Origin of the sequence: Burkholderia theae, assembly GCF_048565265.1 — a bacterium.
Taxonomy (GTDB): Bacteria; Pseudomonadota; Gammaproteobacteria; order Burkholderiales; family Burkholderiaceae; genus Burkholderia; species Burkholderia theae.
On sequence record NZ_CP183462.1, the window covers coordinates 2,569,518 to 2,587,515 of the forward strand.

The 17,998-nt window shown below is 65.7% G+C and carries 15 protein-coding genes; 9 read left to right on the forward strand and 6 right to left on the reverse strand.

Features of this window, described 5'->3' with window-relative positions; genetic code table 11:
• Positions 1-17: 17 nt before the first annotated feature.
• On the reverse strand, positions 18-3,317 hold the full coding sequence (locus tag ACN22W_RS29090; protein ID WP_419689853.1) for an autotransporter outer membrane beta-barrel domain-containing protein: 3,300 nt from the start codon (positions 3,315-3,317) through the stop codon (positions 18-20).
• A 132-nt stretch (positions 3,318-3,449) separates the two neighbouring features.
• Here ACN22W_RS29090 and ACN22W_RS29095 point away from each other — a divergent pair, with 132 nt between their 5' ends.
• Positions 3,450-3,641, forward strand: a complete 192-nt coding sequence (locus ACN22W_RS29095; RefSeq protein ID WP_419688109.1) for a hypothetical protein — start codon at positions 3,450-3,452, stop codon at positions 3,639-3,641.
• A gap of 142 nt (positions 3,642-3,783) precedes the next feature.
• Here the strand turns inward: ACN22W_RS29095 and ACN22W_RS29100 are convergent, their stop codons facing one another.
• Positions 3,784-5,154: a M23 family metallopeptidase gene (locus ACN22W_RS29100; protein ID WP_419688110.1), complete on the reverse strand. Its 1,371-nt coding sequence runs from the start codon at positions 5,152-5,154 to the stop codon at positions 3,784-3,786.
• 336 nt (positions 5,155-5,490) lie between these two features.
• On the opposite strand from ACN22W_RS29100, the gene ACN22W_RS29105 reads away from it, so the two are divergent.
• On the forward strand, positions 5,491-6,360 hold the full coding sequence (locus ACN22W_RS29105) for a mechanosensitive ion channel family protein (RefSeq protein ID WP_419688111.1): 870 nt from the start codon (positions 5,491-5,493) through the stop codon (positions 6,358-6,360).
• A gap of 96 nt (positions 6,361-6,456) precedes the next feature.
• On the opposite strand, the gene ACN22W_RS29110 is transcribed toward ACN22W_RS29105, so the two are convergent.
• The gene (locus ACN22W_RS29110) at positions 6,457-7,599 is read right to left on the reverse strand and encodes a branched-chain amino acid ABC transporter substrate-binding protein (RefSeq protein WP_419688112.1); all 1,143 of its coding nucleotides are present in this window, start codon (positions 7,597-7,599) and stop codon (positions 6,457-6,459) included.
• A 70-nt stretch (positions 7,600-7,669) separates the two neighbouring features.
• On the reverse strand, positions 7,670-8,707 hold the full coding sequence (locus ACN22W_RS29115; RefSeq protein WP_419688113.1) for a histone deacetylase family protein: 1,038 nt from the start codon (positions 8,705-8,707) through the stop codon (positions 7,670-7,672).
• A gap of 126 nt (positions 8,708-8,833) precedes the next feature.
• On the opposite strand from ACN22W_RS29115, the gene ACN22W_RS29120 reads away from it, so the two are divergent.
• The 5 genes from ACN22W_RS29120 (at position 8,834) to dbpA (ending at position 13,743) form a co-directional block, all read left to right on the forward strand.
• Positions 8,834-9,322, forward strand: a complete 489-nt coding sequence (locus ACN22W_RS29120; RefSeq protein ID WP_419688114.1) for an Lrp/AsnC family transcriptional regulator — start codon at positions 8,834-8,836, stop codon at positions 9,320-9,322.
• Between the two features lie 65 nt (positions 9,323-9,387).
• On the forward strand, positions 9,388-9,675 hold the full coding sequence (locus tag ACN22W_RS29125) for a hypothetical protein (RefSeq protein WP_419688115.1): 288 nt from the start codon (positions 9,388-9,390) through the stop codon (positions 9,673-9,675).
• A 575-nt stretch (positions 9,676-10,250) separates the two neighbouring features.
• Positions 10,251-11,912, forward strand: a complete 1,662-nt coding sequence (mqo, locus tag ACN22W_RS29130; protein ID WP_419688116.1) for a malate dehydrogenase (quinone) — start codon at positions 10,251-10,253, stop codon at positions 11,910-11,912.
• A gap of 239 nt (positions 11,913-12,151) precedes the next feature.
• On the forward strand, positions 12,152-12,349 hold the full coding sequence (locus ACN22W_RS29135) for a hypothetical protein (protein WP_048243036.1): 198 nt from the start codon (positions 12,152-12,154) through the stop codon (positions 12,347-12,349).
• Positions 12,346-13,743 (forward strand): ATP-dependent RNA helicase DbpA, encoded by a 1,398-nt coding sequence (gene dbpA / locus ACN22W_RS29140; RefSeq protein WP_343491023.1) that lies wholly within the window; start codon positions 12,346-12,348, stop codon positions 13,741-13,743. The genes ACN22W_RS29135 and dbpA overlap by 4 nt, the downstream gene beginning before the upstream one ends.
• A 48-nt stretch (positions 13,744-13,791) precedes the next feature.
• On the opposite strand, the gene ACN22W_RS29145 is transcribed toward dbpA, so the two are convergent.
• The gene (locus ACN22W_RS29145; protein WP_419688117.1) at positions 13,792-14,616 is read right to left on the reverse strand and encodes a phosphate/phosphite/phosphonate ABC transporter substrate-binding protein; all 825 of its coding nucleotides are present in this window, start codon (positions 14,614-14,616) and stop codon (positions 13,792-13,794) included.
• A 22-nt stretch (positions 14,617-14,638) separates the two neighbouring features.
• Positions 14,639-15,739, reverse strand: a complete 1,101-nt coding sequence (locus ACN22W_RS29150; protein ID WP_419688118.1) for a porin — start codon at positions 15,737-15,739, stop codon at positions 14,639-14,641.
• 368 nt (positions 15,740-16,107) lie between these two features.
• Between ACN22W_RS29150 and ACN22W_RS29155 the strand changes: the two genes are divergently transcribed.
• Both ACN22W_RS29155 and ACN22W_RS29160 read left to right on the forward strand, forming a co-directional pair.
• Positions 16,108-16,839, forward strand: coding sequence for a type IV toxin-antitoxin system AbiEi family antitoxin domain-containing protein (locus ACN22W_RS29155; RefSeq protein WP_419688119.1), 732 nt, complete (start codon positions 16,108-16,110; stop codon positions 16,837-16,839).
• On the forward strand, positions 16,836-17,777 hold the full coding sequence (locus ACN22W_RS29160) for a nucleotidyl transferase AbiEii/AbiGii toxin family protein (protein WP_419688120.1): 942 nt from the start codon (positions 16,836-16,838) through the stop codon (positions 17,775-17,777). Before ACN22W_RS29155 ends, ACN22W_RS29160 begins: the two co-directional genes overlap by 4 nt.
• The last annotated feature ends 221 nt before the right edge of the window (positions 17,778-17,998 follow it).

Below are 17,998 nucleotides of genomic sequence, written 5' to 3' on the forward strand. Positions count from 1 at the left end.
CATCGCCCTCGTCGAAATCACCACGCCCAGCGCACGCCCGCATTCCCGGTAATCGTGCGCTGATGCTCGCCGCCGAGGTTCGTCAGGTAGCTGACCGTTGCATACACGCTGCCGCGTTTCGTCAGCTGCGCAACGAGCCCCGCGCCGATCTGCCCGGCCGTCTGCCCGACCTGCGTGCCGATCGTCGTCGCGCCGCCAAACGTCGTCTTGTCGTCGGTACCGAACGAGCGCAGCACGTTCACGCGCAGGTACGGCTTCCAGCTCACGCCGTTCGCATCGAACGCGTATTGCAGCCGCGCACCGATCCGGCCGAGGAAGGTATTGCCGTTGTTCCATGCGATGCTCGACACGCCGTCGTTGAAACGGTCGAGCGACAACCATTGCCACACGAGCTGCGCCTGCGGTTCGAGCGTCAGCCCGTAACCGAGCGCGATCGGCAACCCCGCCTCGACCGAACCCGTGAACGCGTTGCCGTTCGTCGAGCCGTTCACGTTGTCGTTCGAATGCGTGCGCACGGTCAGCGCGCTGCCCATCAGCACGGCGTCCGTGTACCAGCCGCCCGGGCCGATATGCGTCCAGTAGCCGCCGAGGTTGTACGAATTGACCTGCAACGTGCCGACGCCCAGATCGGGCTGTGCGAGCGCGAAGCCGTTCACGTCGCCGACCGCGCGCGAGAAGCCGAGGAAGAAGCCGTAGTGGTTGCGATGGCCGCTCGGGCTGTTGTCGGCATAAAGATCCTGCCCGACCTGCATCCCCCACACGGTGCCGTCGAACGACGGTGTCACGTCGCCCTTCTGCTTGATGTTGCTGTTGCCGCCCCACACGCGCGCCCACGACGCGGGCATCGGGCCGTTCTCGCTCAGCAGCCCCTGTTCGCCCTGCCGGTCGTGGAACGTGTCGATCTGCAGCAGCCCGAGCTGGCGCGCGACGGCCGGCGCTTCGGCGTACAGCGGCACTTCGGGGCGGTAGATTGGTTCCGGGTTGCCGCCGGTGCCGGCATCGGTAACGGCTTCGACGATCGATTCGGGCGTGCCTTCGGCCGGCGTGACCGGCGTCACGGGTGGCGGTGTCGGTTGCCCCGGCTCGACGACCGGCGGCTCCGGCTTCGGCGGCACCGTGTTGCGCAGGTACCAGCTGTCGCCGGTGCCGGTCGCCGCGCCGCCTTTCGCGAGGAAGTACGAATACGCGCCGGCGCTCACCGTGCCGCCCGACAGCGTGAACGCGCCCGCGCCCGACGTCGCGCCGTTGGTCGCCTGCACGACCTGGATGCCGTCGCCGGTCGTTTGCGCGCCCGCGCCGCCGACGTTCGTCACCTTCAGCGTACTCGAGCCGCTCGCCGTGCCGCCGCTGACGATCAGCTTGTCCGACGGCGCGCCGTCGCCGGCGAGCGTCGTGTTCAATGCGATCGTCGCGTTCTGGCCGGCGTAGTTGCCGGCCACCGTCAGCGTGTTGCCCACGCCGCTGCCGCCGAGCTGCACGAGCCCCGCATTCGTCAGGTTGCCGTTGATCTGGAAATTGCCGGTCGCGCCGCTCGCGAGACTCGCGAGCGCGTTCGCGACCGAGAGCGTGCCGTTGTTGGTCACGTTGCCCGTGACGCTGCCGTAGCCGCCCAGCGTCGCGCCCGACGCCACCGTCACCGGCCCACCGCCGCCCAGCGCCGCCGACGCGCTCGTGCCGTCGCCGACGATCACGGTGCCCGCATTGACGTTCGTACCGCCCGCATAACTGCTCGCGCCGTTCAACGTCAGCGTGCCGCCGCCGAGCTTCGTCAGCGAACCGGCGCCCGTGATGCCCTGTGTCAGCGTCGAGTTGAAGCCCTGCGTATCGATCGTGCCGTTGTTCGACGTGCTCGACACCGCGCGGCCCGACGCGAGATTGAATGCGCTGCCGAGCTGCAGCGTACCGCCGTTGAAGGTCAGGCTTCCTGACGATGCGCCGAGCGCATTGTCGGCCGCGACCGACAGCGTGCCCTGCGTGATCGTCGTGCCGCCCGAATACGTGTTGCCGCCGGCGGCAGAAGGCGCGACCGTCAGCGTGCCTGCGCCGGTTTTCTCCACCGCGCCCGCGCCGCCGATCGTGCCCGTGTACGTGCCGGCACTGTCCTGCTGGAAGCGCACGAGGCCGTTGTCGGTGACGGACAGCGGCAGGTTCGACGCATTCGCCTGCAGCGTCGCACCCGCGTTGACGGTCGCGACGACGGACGCCGTCGTCGTGCCCAGCGTGCCGGTCAGATTCAGCGTGCCGCTCTGCACCAGCGCGGTCGAGAACGTGCCGGTGCCGGCCCACGTCCAGTTCGTGCCGGCCATCGTCAGGCTCTGGAAGTTCGTGAACGCGTTCGACGCGGTGCCCGTGCCCTGCAGCGTCACGGTGTTGGTGCCGGCGCCGCCGTTGGCCGTGCCGACGATCTGCGAGCCCGTCTGCAGGATCAGCGTCACGTTGCCGTTGCCGCCCTGGATCGCGGTGCCGCCGCCGCCCTGGATCAGCCCCGCGTTGGTGATCGTCGTCGCGCCGTTGGTCGAGCGCACGCCGATGCCGTTGTTGCTGATGATCCTGCCGCCGGCCTGGTTCGTGATCGTCGCGGTAAACGAGCTGCCGAGCGTGTTCGACACGACCGCATCGACGCTGCCGCCGCTCGTCGCGGTGCCCGTGGTCTGGATCGTGCCGCTGTTGACGAGCGTGTCGTTGTTGCCCTGCATGTAGACGGCCGGCGCATCGCGGCCGTTCGACGTCAGCGTGCCGCTGTTGGTGATCGTGCCGTTGCCGCCGAGCAGCGACGCCGCGCGCGCGTTGTTGCCGGAGGTCGTCACGGTGCCGGTATTGACGATCTGGTTGCCCGCCGCACCGGGATTGCTCTGCCCCCACGCGGCCGTCATCCCGTACGAGTTGTTGCCGGTGGTCGTGATCGCGCCGTTGTTGACGAGCGTGTTGTTGTTGCCGTTCGCGGCCATCCCGTCGTTGTACTGGCCCGTCGTTGAAATCACGCCGGTTGCGGCATTGGTGAGCGTATTGCCGTTGTTCACGCCGAGCAGCACCGCGCCGCGGTTCGCGACGCCCGTGCCGTTGCCGGACATCGACAGGTTGCCGTTGTTGGTAATCGCACTCGACGTGTCGACGGAAAACGGCGTCGGCGTGGACGACAGCACATAGCTGCCCGTCACGGTCGAATCGAGGTTGATCGTCACGTTGGTACTGCCGGCCGCGGCCACGACCGACGGCGCATTGGCGCCGGAACACGTGACCGTCGTGCCGCTGGTCGGCGCGGTGGCCGAACATGCCGCATAAGCACCCACCGGCATCGCGCCGGTCAGGATCGCCATCCCACCCAAACCCAGGTTCCGCGCCTTTCTTTTCATTTTTCGGCTCGCCTTTATTGGTGACGTTATTGCTGCAAATCGGTGCGTGAACCGGGTTATATCACCTGTCTTGAAATAATCGCAAGATACGGTCGCGTGATCTTGGAAATCAGCGCCGGATTAATTTCGCATTCGGAAATAACGGGAATGGCCGCGCTGTTGCGTTGCGGCAAATCATGGGTGACAGGCGTGGCGGGAATGCGGGGCGGAAACCGGTTGAATTTGCCGGTTTTTAAGAAAGACTCAAAAGCGTTGAAGAATGCGAATCGGGCAAGCCGGAAAATTTGACGTCATTCGACGATCAATTAATCGTGCATGGGCTGCCGGTCATTCTGTCATGTTGCTGCGCACGATATCCGGCCACCGAACCGGCCGGCGCGCGCGTTGATGCGCGCCTGCAACGATGCCGGCCGTGGTGGCCGGCATCTGGTCAGCCGGCGCGCGATGGGGCAGCCGACATCGCGACCGGCGTCGACCACGCAGCCGACGCCAGGCGCGTGCGCGCGTCGAAGGCCACACGGTTGAACGCGATCCGACGCTCGCCTTTCAGCGTCGCCGCTTTGGCGGCCTGCACGAGTTCGACCGGATCGACGACACGCGCATGGCGCCGGACCTCGAAGTGCAGATGCGGGCCGGTCGCGGTCCCCGTACTGCCGACGGCACCGACACGCTGGCCGCGCTCGACACGCGCGCCGGTCCGCAGCGTCGGTTCGAACGCCGACAGGTGCGCGTAGTACGACGCATAACCGCCGTCATGACGAATCACCACATACTTGCCGTAGCCGCTCGGCTCGGTGCCGATGAACGTCACGGTGCCGCGCTCCGACGCATGGACCGCACGGCCCGCCGGCGCAGCCAGATCGACGCCGGAATGCACGTGACGCGCGCCGGTCACCGGATGCACGCGCACACCGAACTGCGAGCTGATCCGCGTCGCGGCGACCGGCATTGCAAATCGCGTACCGGCAAGCGGCATGCCGTCGAGGTCGTAGTACGCGCCCGGCGCACCTGCATCGGGTGCGAACCACACACCCGCGACGTGTTGGCCGCGAAAGCGGATATCGATCGCCGTCACACGCACGCCGTGCGGCAGCGTTGCGCTGTCGTCCGGTTCGTATGCGACGCGGAAGGTGTCGCCGATCGTGCCGCGCTGCTTCGGATCGATACGCCCGGCCAGCATGCGGGTGATCTGCGCCGCGACACCGGCCGGCAGTTCGGCGCGCGCCAGCGACGCCTGCAGGGTGCCGGTAATTGCCGCGGCGCGTGTGCCGCGATCCGGCGCCGCGAGCATGAACGGTTCGGCGGAAGCCAGATCGACCGCACGCGGCTCGAATGCCGTTTGCGTGCCCATCTCAGGCAACGGCGAAGAAAGACCGTAATCGAACCGCGACGCATAGCCGCGTTCGACCGCGTCGCGCGCCGCATCGCACAGCACGCGATAGGCCACGCATGCGCCGAAGCGTGCAACGGGGTCATTGCGATCGGTGCCCGTCGGTGGGGTCGACGCATGCGATGCGTACATGACATCGAGCGACGCGGCCGCCGATGCACGCAAGCCGCCCCACGTCGTCCGCTCGGGACTGAAAAAAGGCACGTCGACAAGGTCGGTCGTTTCCGCCGCCGCGTAGGCGAAGGGCACAGCATCGTGTGCAGCTTGCGCTGCCGCACCGTGTGCGCCGGCCACGCCGGCCGTCGCGATGGCAGCGCACAGCAGCGCGCGGCGAATCGGCAAGCACGTGACGCCGCGTCGGGCGGTTTGACCTTGTTCGCGTGCGAGACGGAAACGCAGGTCTAACCGCATGACGTCGTCACTCGCTATCTATCAATGAAAAATCGGGAACGGACCGGGTATCGCGGAGGAACGAGCGTCGCGATCCGGCAACTTGAAAGCGAGTGTATCTGCGTGCCTGAAACGGCTAAATAGGACCAATCTCATTTTTCTGAGCCCGCGCTTAGTACTCGAACGAAATCCGGATCGCGCCGTTCGACAGCATGGCGCTCCGACCCCATGCATGTATTCGCGCGAACCATCGCATCACGTTTGCAGTCGAACGCTGCCTGCGCGCGGACCCGTGCCTGCCCGAATGCGGCGGGACCACCGCGTGTCGCGCAACGTGCCACCCAACCGGAATCCCGCATGTTTCTCGATCAACTTCATCCGGAACGCTGGACGTTCCTGTGGAACGCGCTGTCCACCCTTTCCATCAGGCTGTGCGCCGGCCTTGCACTGCTCGTCGCGGGGTGGTGGCTGTCGAAACGCATCGGCAACTGGCTGAACCGGCTGCTCTCGAACAAGGAGCGTGTCGACGACACGCTGCGGCCGATTCTCTGCGACGTCGCCGTATGGGGCATCCGCATCGTCGCGATCGTCGGTGCGCTGTCGCAACTCGGCATCCAGACCGCGAGCATCGTCGCGGTGCTCGGCGCGGCCGGCCTCGCGATCGGGCTGGCGCTGCAGGGCACGATGCAGAACATCGCGGCCGGCATCATGCTCCTGCTGCTGCGGCCGTTCAAGGTCGGCGACTATATCGACGGCGGCACCGGCGTCGCGGGCACCGTCGACGAAGTCGGCCTGTTCATGACGCGGCTGACGAAGCCGGACGGCATCTGCGAATACGTGCCGAACAGCGCGCTGTGGGGCAGTTCGATCCGCAACTACACGCGCAATCCGACGCGCCGTCTCGATCTCGAAGTGGAAGTGTCCGTGCACGACGATATCGATCGCGCGCTCGGTGCGCTGCGTGCGCTGGCCATCGCCGATCCCGACGTGCTGCAGGATCCGGCGCCGGACGTGATGGTGATGCGCTTCGACGACAGCACGCTGGTTGCGAACATGCGCGTCTGGACGCATACCGACAAGTTCTGGGCGATGCGCTGGCGCCTCGCGCGCCAGGTGCGCAAGACGCTCGCCGATGCGAACTGCGCACTGCCGATCCGCACGCGCGAGCTGCATATCGTGCACGACGCGGCGCGCAGCGCGGACGGCGCACGCACGCGGGCGCTGTAACAGCCGTATGCATCGACCGGGCCGCCAGCCCGGTCCCGCGACGGAGCGAAAGCATGCGCGGGCGGGCAAACGCCTGCTGCCCGGCCCGCTCCAGCATCACATCTTCACGATATCCAGCAGCGCCTTCTTGCCGCTCTTGTACGTGAACACCGAGATCGCACCGTGCTTCAGGTCGCCCTGCGGCGTGAAGCTGGTTTCGCCGATCACGCCGCGATAGTCGGTGGCCGGCATCGCGGCCAGCACCTTCGCCGGGTCCGTCGAGTTCGCGCGCTTCATCGCGTCGACGATGATGTACACGGCGTCGTACGAGAACGGCGCATACACCTGCATCGGCTGGTGGTAACGCGCTTCGTAGCGCTTCGCGAACGCCGCGCCGCCCGGCATCTTCTCGAGCGCGATGCCGGCTTCGGAACACACGACGTTGTCCGACGCCGGGCCCGCGAGCTTCGGCAGGTCGGTCGAGCACACGCCGTCGCCGGCGAGGATCTTCGCGCGCATGCCGAGCTGCCGCGCCTGCTTCGCGAGCGGGCCGCCCGTCGCATCCATCCCGCCGTACATGATCGCGTCCGGGTTCTCGCCCTTGATCTTCGTGAGGATCGCGCGGAAGTCGATCGCCTTGTCGTTGGTCGCGTCGCGCGACACGACCTTCATCCCGGCCGATTTCGCCGCCTTCTCGAACTCGGTCGCGAGGCCCTGCCCGTACGCGGTCGAATCGTCGACCACGGCAACGGTTTTGATGCCCATGTTCTTCGCCGCATACATCGCGAGCGCCGGCCCCTGCTGCGCGTCGGTCGCGACGACGCGATAGGTCGTCTTGAAACCCTGCTGCGTGTACGTCGGGTTGGTCGCGGCCTGCGAGATCTGCACGACACCGCCGTCGCGATAGACGCGCGACGCCGGGATCGACGTGCCCGAGTTGTGATGGCCGACCACACCGACGACCTTGTCGTCGACGAGCCGCTGCGCAACCTGCGTCGCGGTGCGCGGATCGCCCGCGTCGTCCTGCGCGTCGAGCTGCAGCGTGACCTTCTTGCCGCCGATCACGAGCCCCTTCGCGTTGATTTCCTCGACCGCGAGCCGCGCGCCGTTCTCGCTGTCCTTGCCGAGGTGCGCGATCGCGCCGGTCAGCGGCGCGACGTGACCGATGCGCACGACGTCGTCCGCGTGCGCGGGGAACGCGGACAGTGCGCAGGTCAGCGCGGCCGGGGCGGCGAGTGCCGTCTTGTGATGTCGATTCATGCTTGTCTCCTTCGTTGTCGCTCTTCGTTCGGGTTCGGATACGTCGTTCGTTGAAGGCAATGCCACGCGCTTATGCGCGCCCTTCGAATCCCAGCAGCACGTTCACCGCGTTGATGCCGATCTCCTCGACCATGTAGCCGCCTTCCATCACGAACAGCGTCGGCAGGTTCAGGCGCGCGAGCGCCTCGCCGATGCGCAGGTAGTCGGGCGAGCGCAGCCGGAAATGGCTGATCGGGTCGTGCTCGAACGTGTCGACGCCGAGCGACACGACGAGCAGGTCGGGTGCATGCGCAACGATCGCGGCCGCCGCATGGCCGAGCGCGGTTGCGTAGGTGTCCCACTGCGTGCCCTTCGGCAGCGGCAGGTTCAGGTTGAAGCCTTCGCCCGCGCCCGTGCCGCGCTCGTCCGCATAACCGGAGAAGTACGGATACGACACTGGTGGCTCGCCGTGGATCGACGCAAACAGCACGTCCGCGCGTTCGTAGAAGATGTCCTGCGTACCGTTGCCGTGATGGAAATCGACGTCGAGCACCGCGACGCGCGCGGCACCGCTCGCGATGCCGTGCTGCGCCGCGATCGCCGCGTTGTTCAGGTAGCAGTAACCGCCCATGGTCTCGCGGCCCGCATGGTGGCCGGGCGGGCGGCACAGCGCGAAGGCCGCGCGCGCGCCGCCGTTCGACAGCAGGTCAGCGCCGGTCAGCGCCGAGTTCGCACTCGCGCTCACCGCGTCCCAGGTGCCCGCGTTGATCGGCGCGCCGGCGTCCATCGCGAAGAAACCGAGCTTGCCGTCGATGAAGCCGGGCAGCGTCGCGGCCGCCGGCATCGCGCGCACCGGCCATACGAGCGGCAGCGCCTGGCAGGTGCGGCCGGTCGCGGTCCATTCGTCCCAGGCGCCGGCGAGGAAATCGACGTAGCGCGCGCTGTGCGCGCCGGCATAGCTCGCGCGGTCGAACGCGCGCGGCGCGATCACGTCGCCGAGGCCGGCCGCGCGGACCTGCGCGAGCACCGTTTCGGCGCGAAGGGGGTTTTCGAACGACTCGGTGATCGCGCCGTCCTTCAGTTCGACGCCGCGATGCAGGTGGTGATCGCTGCTGTAGACCGTGAGCATGGTTGACCGTTGCTGTGATGGCAGTGAGGGGGTGGCAACAGTCTATTGACGCCGACCGGCAATAATTTTGCTTTTCGCTTCTTCGTTTCGTACAATTTTGAGAAAACTGTCTACGAAATCACGGATATGAGCAAAAATCGCGCTTCGGTTGAACTGGACGGCGTCGACCGCGCGATGCTCCGCCTGCTGCAGGAAGACGGCGCACTGTCGAACGCGACGCTCGGCGAAAAGCTGTCGTTGAGCGTCACGCCGTGCTGGCGCCGCCGCAAGCGGCTCGAGGACGAACACGTGATCACCGGCTACCAGGCGAACCTCGACCGGCGCGCGCTCGGGATGAACGTGTTCGCGTTCGTGCAGGTGACGTTCAACATGCACTCGGGCCAGGATTCGGATCACTTCGAGGATGTGATGCGGCGTCACGACGAGGTGCTGTCGTGCCACAAGATCACCGGCGCGGCCGACTACATCCTGCAGGTCGTCGCGGCCGATCTCGATGCGTATGCGGATTTTGTCGAGCGCGTGCTGAGAAAGCAGGCCGGTGTGTCGTCGATCCAGTCGAGCCTCGCGTTGCGCGAGGTGAAGTTCTCGTCGCGAGTGCCGGTGCCTGACGCGTGAGCGGCAGGATGAACGAGCCAGCCCGTCATTCCGTTCCCAATCCTTATCCCATGGAGCACTACCTGATGACGCGAATCACTTCCTCCGCCTCGCTTGTCGCCGCGCTGGCTTGCGCGTTCGCGTTGAGCGCCTGTGCGGCGCAATCGTCCGCGCCGGCCGATTCGTCGGCGCCGGCCGCACCGCCGATGGTCGGCGGCGACCGCGATGCGCACGGCTGCATCGGCTCGGCCGGCTACGCATGGTGCGAACAGACGCGGCAATGCGAACGCCCGTGGGAACTCGCCAAGCAAAAGGGCTTCGCGAATTCGGCGCAGGCGTACGAGCAGTTCTGCCGGAACGCAGCGGCGAAGTAAGCGGATCGCGGCGCGACGCCGCGACGCAATGACATGCTGGCGCGACGCGTTGCGCGATCACTCGCGCATCGCATCGGCGCATCGCGCGATACGACATTCCGACCTTTCCCCTCGGCACGCGGCGCGCCCATCGCGTGCGCCGCATCGTCGAATTCCCGCCGGTTTTCCGGCGCGGCGCACCCCGATTCCGGAAACCCGGACACGAGAAAAACCCCACAAAAACAAGGACATTTTTCGCGTGCGACACGTTAACCGAGTTCGGTTATATTACGCGCCCCTTGCCACCCCGCCCCCGCCGACAACGTCGCGTGCGGCCCCTTTCGACGCAGCCTGAAACCCCAACCGCTCAGGCTTGCCGCGAGGGCCTCGGCGCAAAACGCGCCCCGTGACGCCGGCCATTGCGCGCCGGTTGCGAGCCGATCCGAAGGTCTCCTTCGCAACGGTTTCGCGTGCGCAAATGCAACGGCGAGCAGCGTCGATCCGGAATTCCGGATTCGCGATCCGGATCTCCGGATCCGCGTATCGGCCGCGATCGCAACGCTCGTCGGGCGGCATGGCAAACCGATGCATCCAAGTTGAAAAAGGGATCTGCTGTGATCAAAACGTTACGGGTAATACTGTCGGCGCTCGCGCTGTGCGTCGCCGCGTCGTCCGCGCATGCCGCCGATACGAAGAAGGTCGACGTCCTGCTGGTGGGCGGCGGCATCATGAGCTCGACGCTCGGCGTCTGGCTGCACGAGCTTCAGCCTGACTGGTCGATGACGATGGTCGAGCGCCTCGACGGCGTCGCGCTGGAAAGCTCGAATGGCTGGAACAACGCGGGCACCGGCCACTCGGCGCTCGCCGAACTCAACTACACGCCGGAGAAGGCGGACGGCAAGATCGACATCTCGAAGGCCATCGAGATCAACGAGTCGTTCCAGATCTCGCGCCAGTTCTGGGCGTGGCAGGTCAAGCAGGGCGTGCTGAAGAACCCGCATTCGTTCATCAACTCGACGCCGCACATGAGCTTCGTGTGGGGCGACGACAACGTCCGCTTCCTGAAGAAGCGCTACGAAGCGCTGCAGGCGAGCCCGCTGTTCCGCGGCATGCAGTATTCCGAAGACTACGACCAGATCAAGCAGTGGGTGCCGCTGATGATGGAAGGCCGCGACCGCAAGCAGAAGGTCGCCGCCACCTGGACGCCGATCGGCACCGACGTGAACTTCGGCGAGATCACGCGCCAGTTCGTCGGCTACCTGAAGACGCAGCCGAACTTCACGCTGTCGCTGTCGAGCGAAGTGCGCGAGATCACGCGCAACGCCGACGGCACGTGGCACGTGTCGTGGGTCAAGCTGCATTCGGATGAACCGCCGCAATCGGTCGACGCGAAGTTCGTGTTCATCGGCGCCGGCGGCGGCGCGCTGCACCTGCTGCAAGCATCGGGCATCCCCGAGGCGAAGGACTACGGCGCGTTCCCGGTCGGCGGCTCGTTCCTCGTGACCGACAACCCCGACGTCGTGAAGCAGCACCTCGCGAAGGCATACGGCAAGGCGTCGGTCGGCTCGCCGCCGATGTCGGTGCCGCACCTCGACACGCGGATCATCGACGGCAAGAAGATCATCCTGTTCGGACCGTTCGCGACGTTCTCGACCAAGTTCCTGAAGAACGGCTCGTATTTCGACCTGCTCAAGAGCACCAACACGCACAACGTCGCACCGATGATGCGCGTGGGCGTCGATGAATTCCCGCTGGTCCAGTACCTCGCCGGCCAGCTGATGCTGTCCGACGACGACCGCTTCAACGCGCTGAAGGAATACTTCCCGAACGCGAAGAAGGAAGACTGGCGCCTGTGGCAAGCCGGCCAGCGCGTGCAGATCATCAAGCGCGACCCGGTGAAGGGCGGCGTGCTGAAGCTCGGCACCGAGATCGTCAGCTCGCAGGACGGCAGCATCGCGGGCCTGCTCGGCGCGTCGCCGGGCGCATCGACGGCCGCGCCGATCATGCTGAACCTGATGAAGAAGGTGTTCAAGGACAAGGTCGCGACGCCCGAGTGGCAGCAGAAGATCCGCCAGATCGTGCCGAGCTACGGCACGAAGCTGAACGACAGCCCGGCGAAGGTCGTCGAGGAATGGACCTATACCAGCGACGTGCTGCAGCTCTCGCCGCCGCCGAAGATCGACGTCAGCGTGCCGTCGCAGGCGACCGGCACCGCGCCGGCCCACCCGGCGAAGGCATCGGCCGACATGGCGCTGTAAGCATCGCAGCAACCGCGCCGCACGACACGGCCGCCCTCCGGGGCGGCCGTTTTTCATGATGCGGACGGGCCGGTCGCCCGCTTCCGCTAGAATTGCGGCACGCGCGACCCCGTGTCGCCGCCCGATCCACCATCCGCACCGACGCACGGTGCGGCCCGCGCCCGAGCCGCGCGAGCGCCGCACACCGTTGCCGCGCCCGCCCGGGCGCGCCACCAACCGAATTCAGCTGGAGAAAGACCGTGTTTACCTGCAGAAACCAAAGCTGCGGCACGCAGTGGGAAACGTCCGACGTCGTCATCAAGGACGAGGGCCAGGGGCTGCTGTTCCGCTGCCCGCTGTGCGGCGCGCGCAACTATCTCGAACGCTTCGAGGGCGACGACGGCACCGTCGTCTACGAACAGATGGAAGGCAAGCCTTACCTCGGAGACCTCGAATGACTCAACCGACCGCCACGCCCTTCAGCGCACTGCCGCTGACGCCCGCGACGCTCGCCAACCTCGCGCAGCTCGGTTATGTCGACATGACGCCGATCCAGGCCGCGAGCCTGCCGATCGCGCTGGCCGGCCAGGACCTGATCGCGCAGGCGAAGACGGGCAGCGGCAAGACCGCAGCATTCTCGCTCGCGCTGCTGTCGCGCCTCGACGCGCGCAGCTTCGACGTGCAGGCGATGATCCTGTGCCCGACGCGCGAACTCGCCGACCAGGTCGCGCAGGAAGTGCGCCGCCTCGCGCGCGCCGAGGAGAACGTGAAGGTACTGACGCTGTGCGGCGGCACGCCGATGCGCCCGCAGGCGCAGAGCCTCGAGCACGGCGCGCACATCGTCGTCGGCACGCCGGGCCGCATCATGGATCACCTCGATCGCGGCAACCTGAAGCTCGACGCGCTGAATACGCTGGTGCTCGACGAAGCCGACCGGATGCTCGACATGGGCTTCTTCGACGACATCGCGAAGGTCGCGCGGATGTGCCCGACGACGCGCCAGACGCTGCTGTTTTCCGCGACCTATCCGGACGGCATCGTGAAGCTGAGCCAGCAGTTCCTGCGCAACCCGAAGGAAGTGAAGCTCGAAGAACGTCACGACAACAGCAAGATCCGCCAGCGCTTCTATGAAGTGACCGAGAACGAGCGGCTGCATGCGGTCGGCCAGTTGCTGAACCACTACCGGCCGGTCAGCACGATCGCGTTCTGCAACACCAAGCAGCAATGCCGCGACCTGCTCGACGTGCTGCACGCGCAGGGATTCCACGCGCTCGCGCTGCACGGCGAGCTCGACCAGCGCGAACGCGACCAGGTGCTGATCCAGTTCGCGAACCGCAGCTGCTCGGTGCTGGTGGCGACCGACGTCGCCGCGCGCGGGCTCGACATCGCGCAACTCGAAGCGGTGATCAACGTCGACGTGACGCCGGACCCCGAAGTGCACGTGCACCGCATCGGCCGCACGGGCCGCGCCGATCAGGACGGCTGGGCGCTGAGCCTCGCGAGCATGGACGAGATGGGCCGCGTCGGCGCGATCGAGCATGCGCAGAAGCGCGACGTCGAATGGCATCCGCTCGCCGAGCTGAAGCCGGCCGGCGACGACACGCTGCTGCCGCCGATGGAAACGCTGCAGATCCTCGGCGGACGCAAGGACAAGATCCGCCCGGGCGACGTGCTCGGCGCGCTGACCGGCGATGCAGGGTTCGACGGCAAGCAGATCGGCAAGATCAACGTGACCGAGTTCTCGACCTATGTCGCGATCGAGCGCGGCGTCGCGCACGACGCGCTGCGCAAGCTCAATGCGGGGAAGATCAAGGGCAAGCGGGTCAAGGTCCGGTTGATGGACGAAGAGTAAGACGACCCGGGCGGCGCGACACCGGGCCACCGGCACGCCGCCCGCGTATCAGGCCAGCGCCGGATACCCGTGCGCGGCCGCATCCCGCGCGAATCGTTCGATCGCGTCATAGGCATCGGGCGCGAGCCGCTCGAACCCCTTCAGCCGCAGCACGCGCGCACGCTCCGTATCCACCGACACCGCGCGATCGAGCGCGTCCCTCAACGCGGCCACCTGCGGTTCCTCCAGCGTACGCGACGCGATCAACGGCAAGCCCGGCGCGGATGCCGTCTTTCCGATGATCCGGATATCGTGCAGCAGCTCGGGCAACGCGTCCTTCACATACGCGAACGTCACGCAGTCGATCGCCGCGCAATCGGCATCGCCGGAAGCCAGCGCACGCAGCACGTTCAGGTGCGAGCCGAACGGCGTGACCGATCCGAAGAAACGACCGTCGTGCGCATGCGGCGCGACCGCATGCCGTAACGCGTTCATTCCGCTGTGCGAATCCTCGCCGTTGAATGCGGCCCGCAGCCCGCGACAGGCGGCAAGCGTCGTCGCACCGCCCGCATGCACGCGCGCCGACACGACCAGCACGCTGCTGTAGCGCGCGCCGTGGCAGCCGTCCGCGTTGAAAACCGGTGTCGCGATCAATCGCACGGTATCGCGCAGGCCGAGCATCCGGTACGGAAAACCGCACGTCTGCGACAGCAGCAGATCGTCGCGCCGCCACAGCGCGTGCAGGTCGCCGAACGGTTCGTCGAGCAGTTCGACGCCGGCCGGCCCGCCCGCGTTCGCGAACGCGTCGAACACGTCGCGCAGCAGCGCATGCCACAGCGCGGCGTGGCGCGGCGTCACGTTGTACATCGGCAGTCCGGCGATCCATGAGCTCATGCGCGCATTCTACGGTCCGGGCTCAGAACAGGTGGCGAATGCCGGCGCGCCCGACCGCCTGCTTCTGGTTGCTCGACGGGTTGAAACCCGCGATCTGCGCGACCGGCGCATCGCCCGCCGCCTTCTGGAACGCGCCCATCACATAGACGCTCGTGCGCTTGGACAGCGCGTATTCGACGCTCAGATTGAACTGGTGATACTTCGGCTCCGCGTTCGTCGCGTGGTCGCGGCCCGTCGTGTACGTGTAGCCCGCGCCGACCGTCACAGCGGGTGTCGGCGTGATGAGCGTCGACAGCTCGTAGTTCTGGAACGTCGCGTCGTGCCCCGCGCTGCCCTGCTGGAAGTTCGTGTTCGTGAAGTCGGCCAGCAGCTTCAGCCACTGCACGACCTGGTACGACGCGCCGACGCCGAACACCTTCTGCGCACGCGCCGCATCGAGGTAGTTGCCGTAGATCGCGTTCGTGAAGCCCGGATAGTTCTGGTAGCCCTGCGTCGACACGCCCGGGTTGTTGATGCGCAGATAACCGATACCGACGCCGATCGGCCCCGCCGCATAGTTCGCGCCGACGCTGAACGTCGCGTTGTCGGAGAAGCGCCCCGGCTGTCCGCCGAACGCATAGAGGCCGCCGAACGTGAAGCCCGCGATCGTCGGGCTGCGGTACTTGACCGCGTTCGAGATCGGGAAGCCGTTGTCGGTGTTGTCCATGTCGTTCGGGTGCGCGAAGTAGTAGCCGCCGATGTTGCCGTTCAGCGTGAACGGCTCGACGTAGTCGACGATCGAATCCCACTGGCGGCCGAGCGTGAGCGTGCCGAGCTTCGTGTCGTTCAGGCCGACGTAGGCATTGCGCGAGAACGCGAGCCCGCTGCCGAGGCGGCCGGAGTTGATGTCGAAGCCGCTTTCGAGCCGGAAGATCGCGCTCAGCCCCCCGCCGAGATCCTCGGTGCCGCGCACGCCCCAGCGGCTGCCGGCCGTCACGCCCGATGCGAGCTGCACGAGATGCTTGCCTTGCACGTTCGACACGTAGTCGACGCCATCCTCGACGATGCCGTACAGCGTGACGCTGCTTTGCGCGTGGGCGGTAGCGGCCGCGGCGAGCGGCAGCGCGAACAGGAGTTTCTTCATCGGGATGTTCCGTTTTATTTGTTCAGACATGCGAACCGTCTGCGGGGAATGCGGGACTATATCGACGCGACCGGCGCGCGCCAACGAACGAAAAGCGAATTCGATTCCCGTTTTTGCACGGTCCGCGCCCCGTCGCCCCCGCTGACAGACCCGTCGCAGGATGCGGGCGCACCAGCTCATGCGACCCTTTATTTTTTCGTTATTTATTCGCAGAAGTTAAAACAAATAACCCACTATCAGCAGAAAAACAACGCTCCTGCCACAAAGTAGCTGCCGGAACATCGGCCTGCCCATCGCGTTAAAAAATCGCAATTAATAAAATATTTTGCGCATATACTGCACTCAGATAACGCAAGCAAATCTTCAAGATGAGCAACAAGACAGTCCAGCGGCTCTTGCAGGAAAACCGTGGCGGCCACCCCATCGATTCCGACATGCTCAGGGGCATGGGGGTGAGCGCCGCGCTTGCAGCACACATGGTCAAATCCGGTTGGCTTCAACGTCTCTCGCAGGGGGCCTATCTTCTGACGGGCGATACGCCGTCGAGAGACGGCTCGATCGCCTACCTGCGCAAACGCATACCCGGCCTTCACGTTGGTGGCAAAACAGCGCTCGCCTGGCAAGGCGTGCGCCACAACATCGCATTCCGGGAAAAGGTCGTCTTGTGGGGAGAGAGGCCGTACCGCATTCCTCCCTGGGTGGCGGAACACATGAGCTACTCGTACCAGACCACCACCCTGTTCAGCGATGATTTTCCCTACGAGCAGGGATTGAAGCCCCTTCCCGGCGGCGCCCCGGAAGTATTGGTCTCCGTTCCCGAGCGAGCCATCCTGGAACTCGCGAGCGACATCGGGAAGGGCCAGTCGATGGAGGAAGCGAGCAACCTGATGGTCGGCATGCGCAATCTCCGACCTGACGTTCTGGACGAGTTTCTGAGCCACTGCAAACGTGTGAAAGTTGTCAGGCTCGTGCGCGACCTCGGACTCGAGGCCGATTTTCCATGGGCAAAGAACCTTCAGAAGCACGTAGACCGTCTTGGCGCCGGGAAGCGATGGTCAAACAGGACGAGGAATGGCCGGCTCACCCTCAAACCACGATGAACGAGATCTACATCGACACAGTCCGACTGATGCTCGGCATCGCGCCGATCGTCTTCGATACGCCCTTGTTTGCCATGAAAGGCGGAACGGCATTGAATCTGTTCCTGCACAACATGCCGCGCCTGTCGGTCGATATCGATGTCGTGCTGACCGACCGGACGCTGCCTCGGGACGACGCCATCGCAGCCATCAGCAGAGAGCTGGAGCGCGCGCGAAAACAGATCGAGGCCGACGGACATGCGACCGTGTTCTCGAAAGCCACCTCATCCGGGAAAGCCAAGGGCGATGATGTGAAGCTCACCGTGATCTCCGGCGACATATCGGTCAAGGTGGAAGTCAATCATGTGTTCCGGGGCACGCTGATCGAACCGGTCGCACGCCCGCTCGTCGCCGCGGCAGAAGAAACGTTCAACACACGCATCGTGGTGCCGACGCTTCACGAAGCTGAACTGTACGGGAGCAAGCTCGTCGCGGCGCTGGACCGCCAGCATCCACGTGATCTGTTCGACGTCATGCACATGTACGCGTTGCTCGGCTTGCGCGCGGATATCGTGGATGCGTTCGTCGGCTACCTTGCCGGGCACAACCGGCCTATTCACGAAGTCCTGTTCGGTCCGAAACATTCGATGACGGAAGTGTACGAAGTCGACTTTGTCGGGATGACGCTCGAAACCGTCGGTCTTGATGCACTCGAGGCAACGCAGGATCGGCTGCACCGGGAACTGCCGGCCGCACTCACTGCGAATCACCGTCAGTTTTTGCTGTCGTTGGTCTGCGGCAAACCTGACTGGTCCTTGATGCCATACCCACATCTGCGCGAATTGCCTGCCATTCGGTGGAAACTACACAATCTCGAAGCACTGAAACAAAAGAAGCCGGCACTATTTGCACAACAGGAATCGTTGCTCCGCGAGCAGTTCGCCAGGCTCGGCAACTGAACCGCAACGTCCCGACCAGGTTCGAGGTGCATGGAAGCACCACCGAACAAGAGGCGAGAACGGCAAAGCGCACCACTGACATCGCGGTCGCCGGCAACCATTCGCCCCATTGCACACGCCCCTTGTGAGCCATCGCGATAAGCAAATGCGAATCGATTGATTGGCCGTCCGGCATCGGCTCGGTACAGTTCGCTTTCCTTCCGAATCGTCGCGAGCCGCCT

Coding starts and splice junctions, on each gene's coding strand:
- ACN22W_RS29090 (WP_419689853.1), bottom strand. CDS start 3,317: ATGGCGATCCTGACCGGCGCGATGCCGGTGGGTGCTTATGCGGCATGT.
- ACN22W_RS29100 (WP_419688110.1), bottom strand. CDS start 5,154: ATGCGGTTAGACCTGCGTTTCCGTCTCGCACGCGAACAAGGTCAAACC.
- ACN22W_RS29105 (WP_419688111.1), top strand. CDS start 5,491: ATGTTTCTCGATCAACTTCATCCGGAACGCTGGACGTTCCTGTGGAAC.
- ACN22W_RS29110 (WP_419688112.1), bottom strand. CDS start 7,599: ATGAATCGACATCACAAGACGGCACTCGCCGCCCCGGCCGCGCTGACC.
- ACN22W_RS29115 (WP_419688113.1), bottom strand. CDS start 8,707: ATGCTCACGGTCTACAGCAGCGATCACCACCTGCATCGCGGCGTCGAA.
- ACN22W_RS29120 (WP_419688114.1), top strand. CDS start 8,834: ATGAGCAAAAATCGCGCTTCGGTTGAACTGGACGGCGTCGACCGCGCG.
- ACN22W_RS29125 (WP_419688115.1), top strand. CDS start 9,388: ATGACGCGAATCACTTCCTCCGCCTCGCTTGTCGCCGCGCTGGCTTGC.
- dbpA (WP_343491023.1), top strand. CDS start 12,346: ATGACTCAACCGACCGCCACGCCCTTCAGCGCACTGCCGCTGACGCCC.
- ACN22W_RS29145 (WP_419688117.1), bottom strand. CDS start 14,616: ATGAGCTCATGGATCGCCGGACTGCCGATGTACAACGTGACGCCGCGC.
- ACN22W_RS29150 (WP_419688118.1), bottom strand. CDS start 15,739: ATGAAGAAACTCCTGTTCGCGCTGCCGCTCGCCGCGGCCGCTACCGCC.
- ACN22W_RS29155 (WP_419688119.1), top strand. CDS start 16,108: ATGAGCAACAAGACAGTCCAGCGGCTCTTGCAGGAAAACCGTGGCGGC.
- ACN22W_RS29160 (WP_419688120.1), top strand. CDS start 16,836: ATGAACGAGATCTACATCGACACAGTCCGACTGATGCTCGGCATCGCG.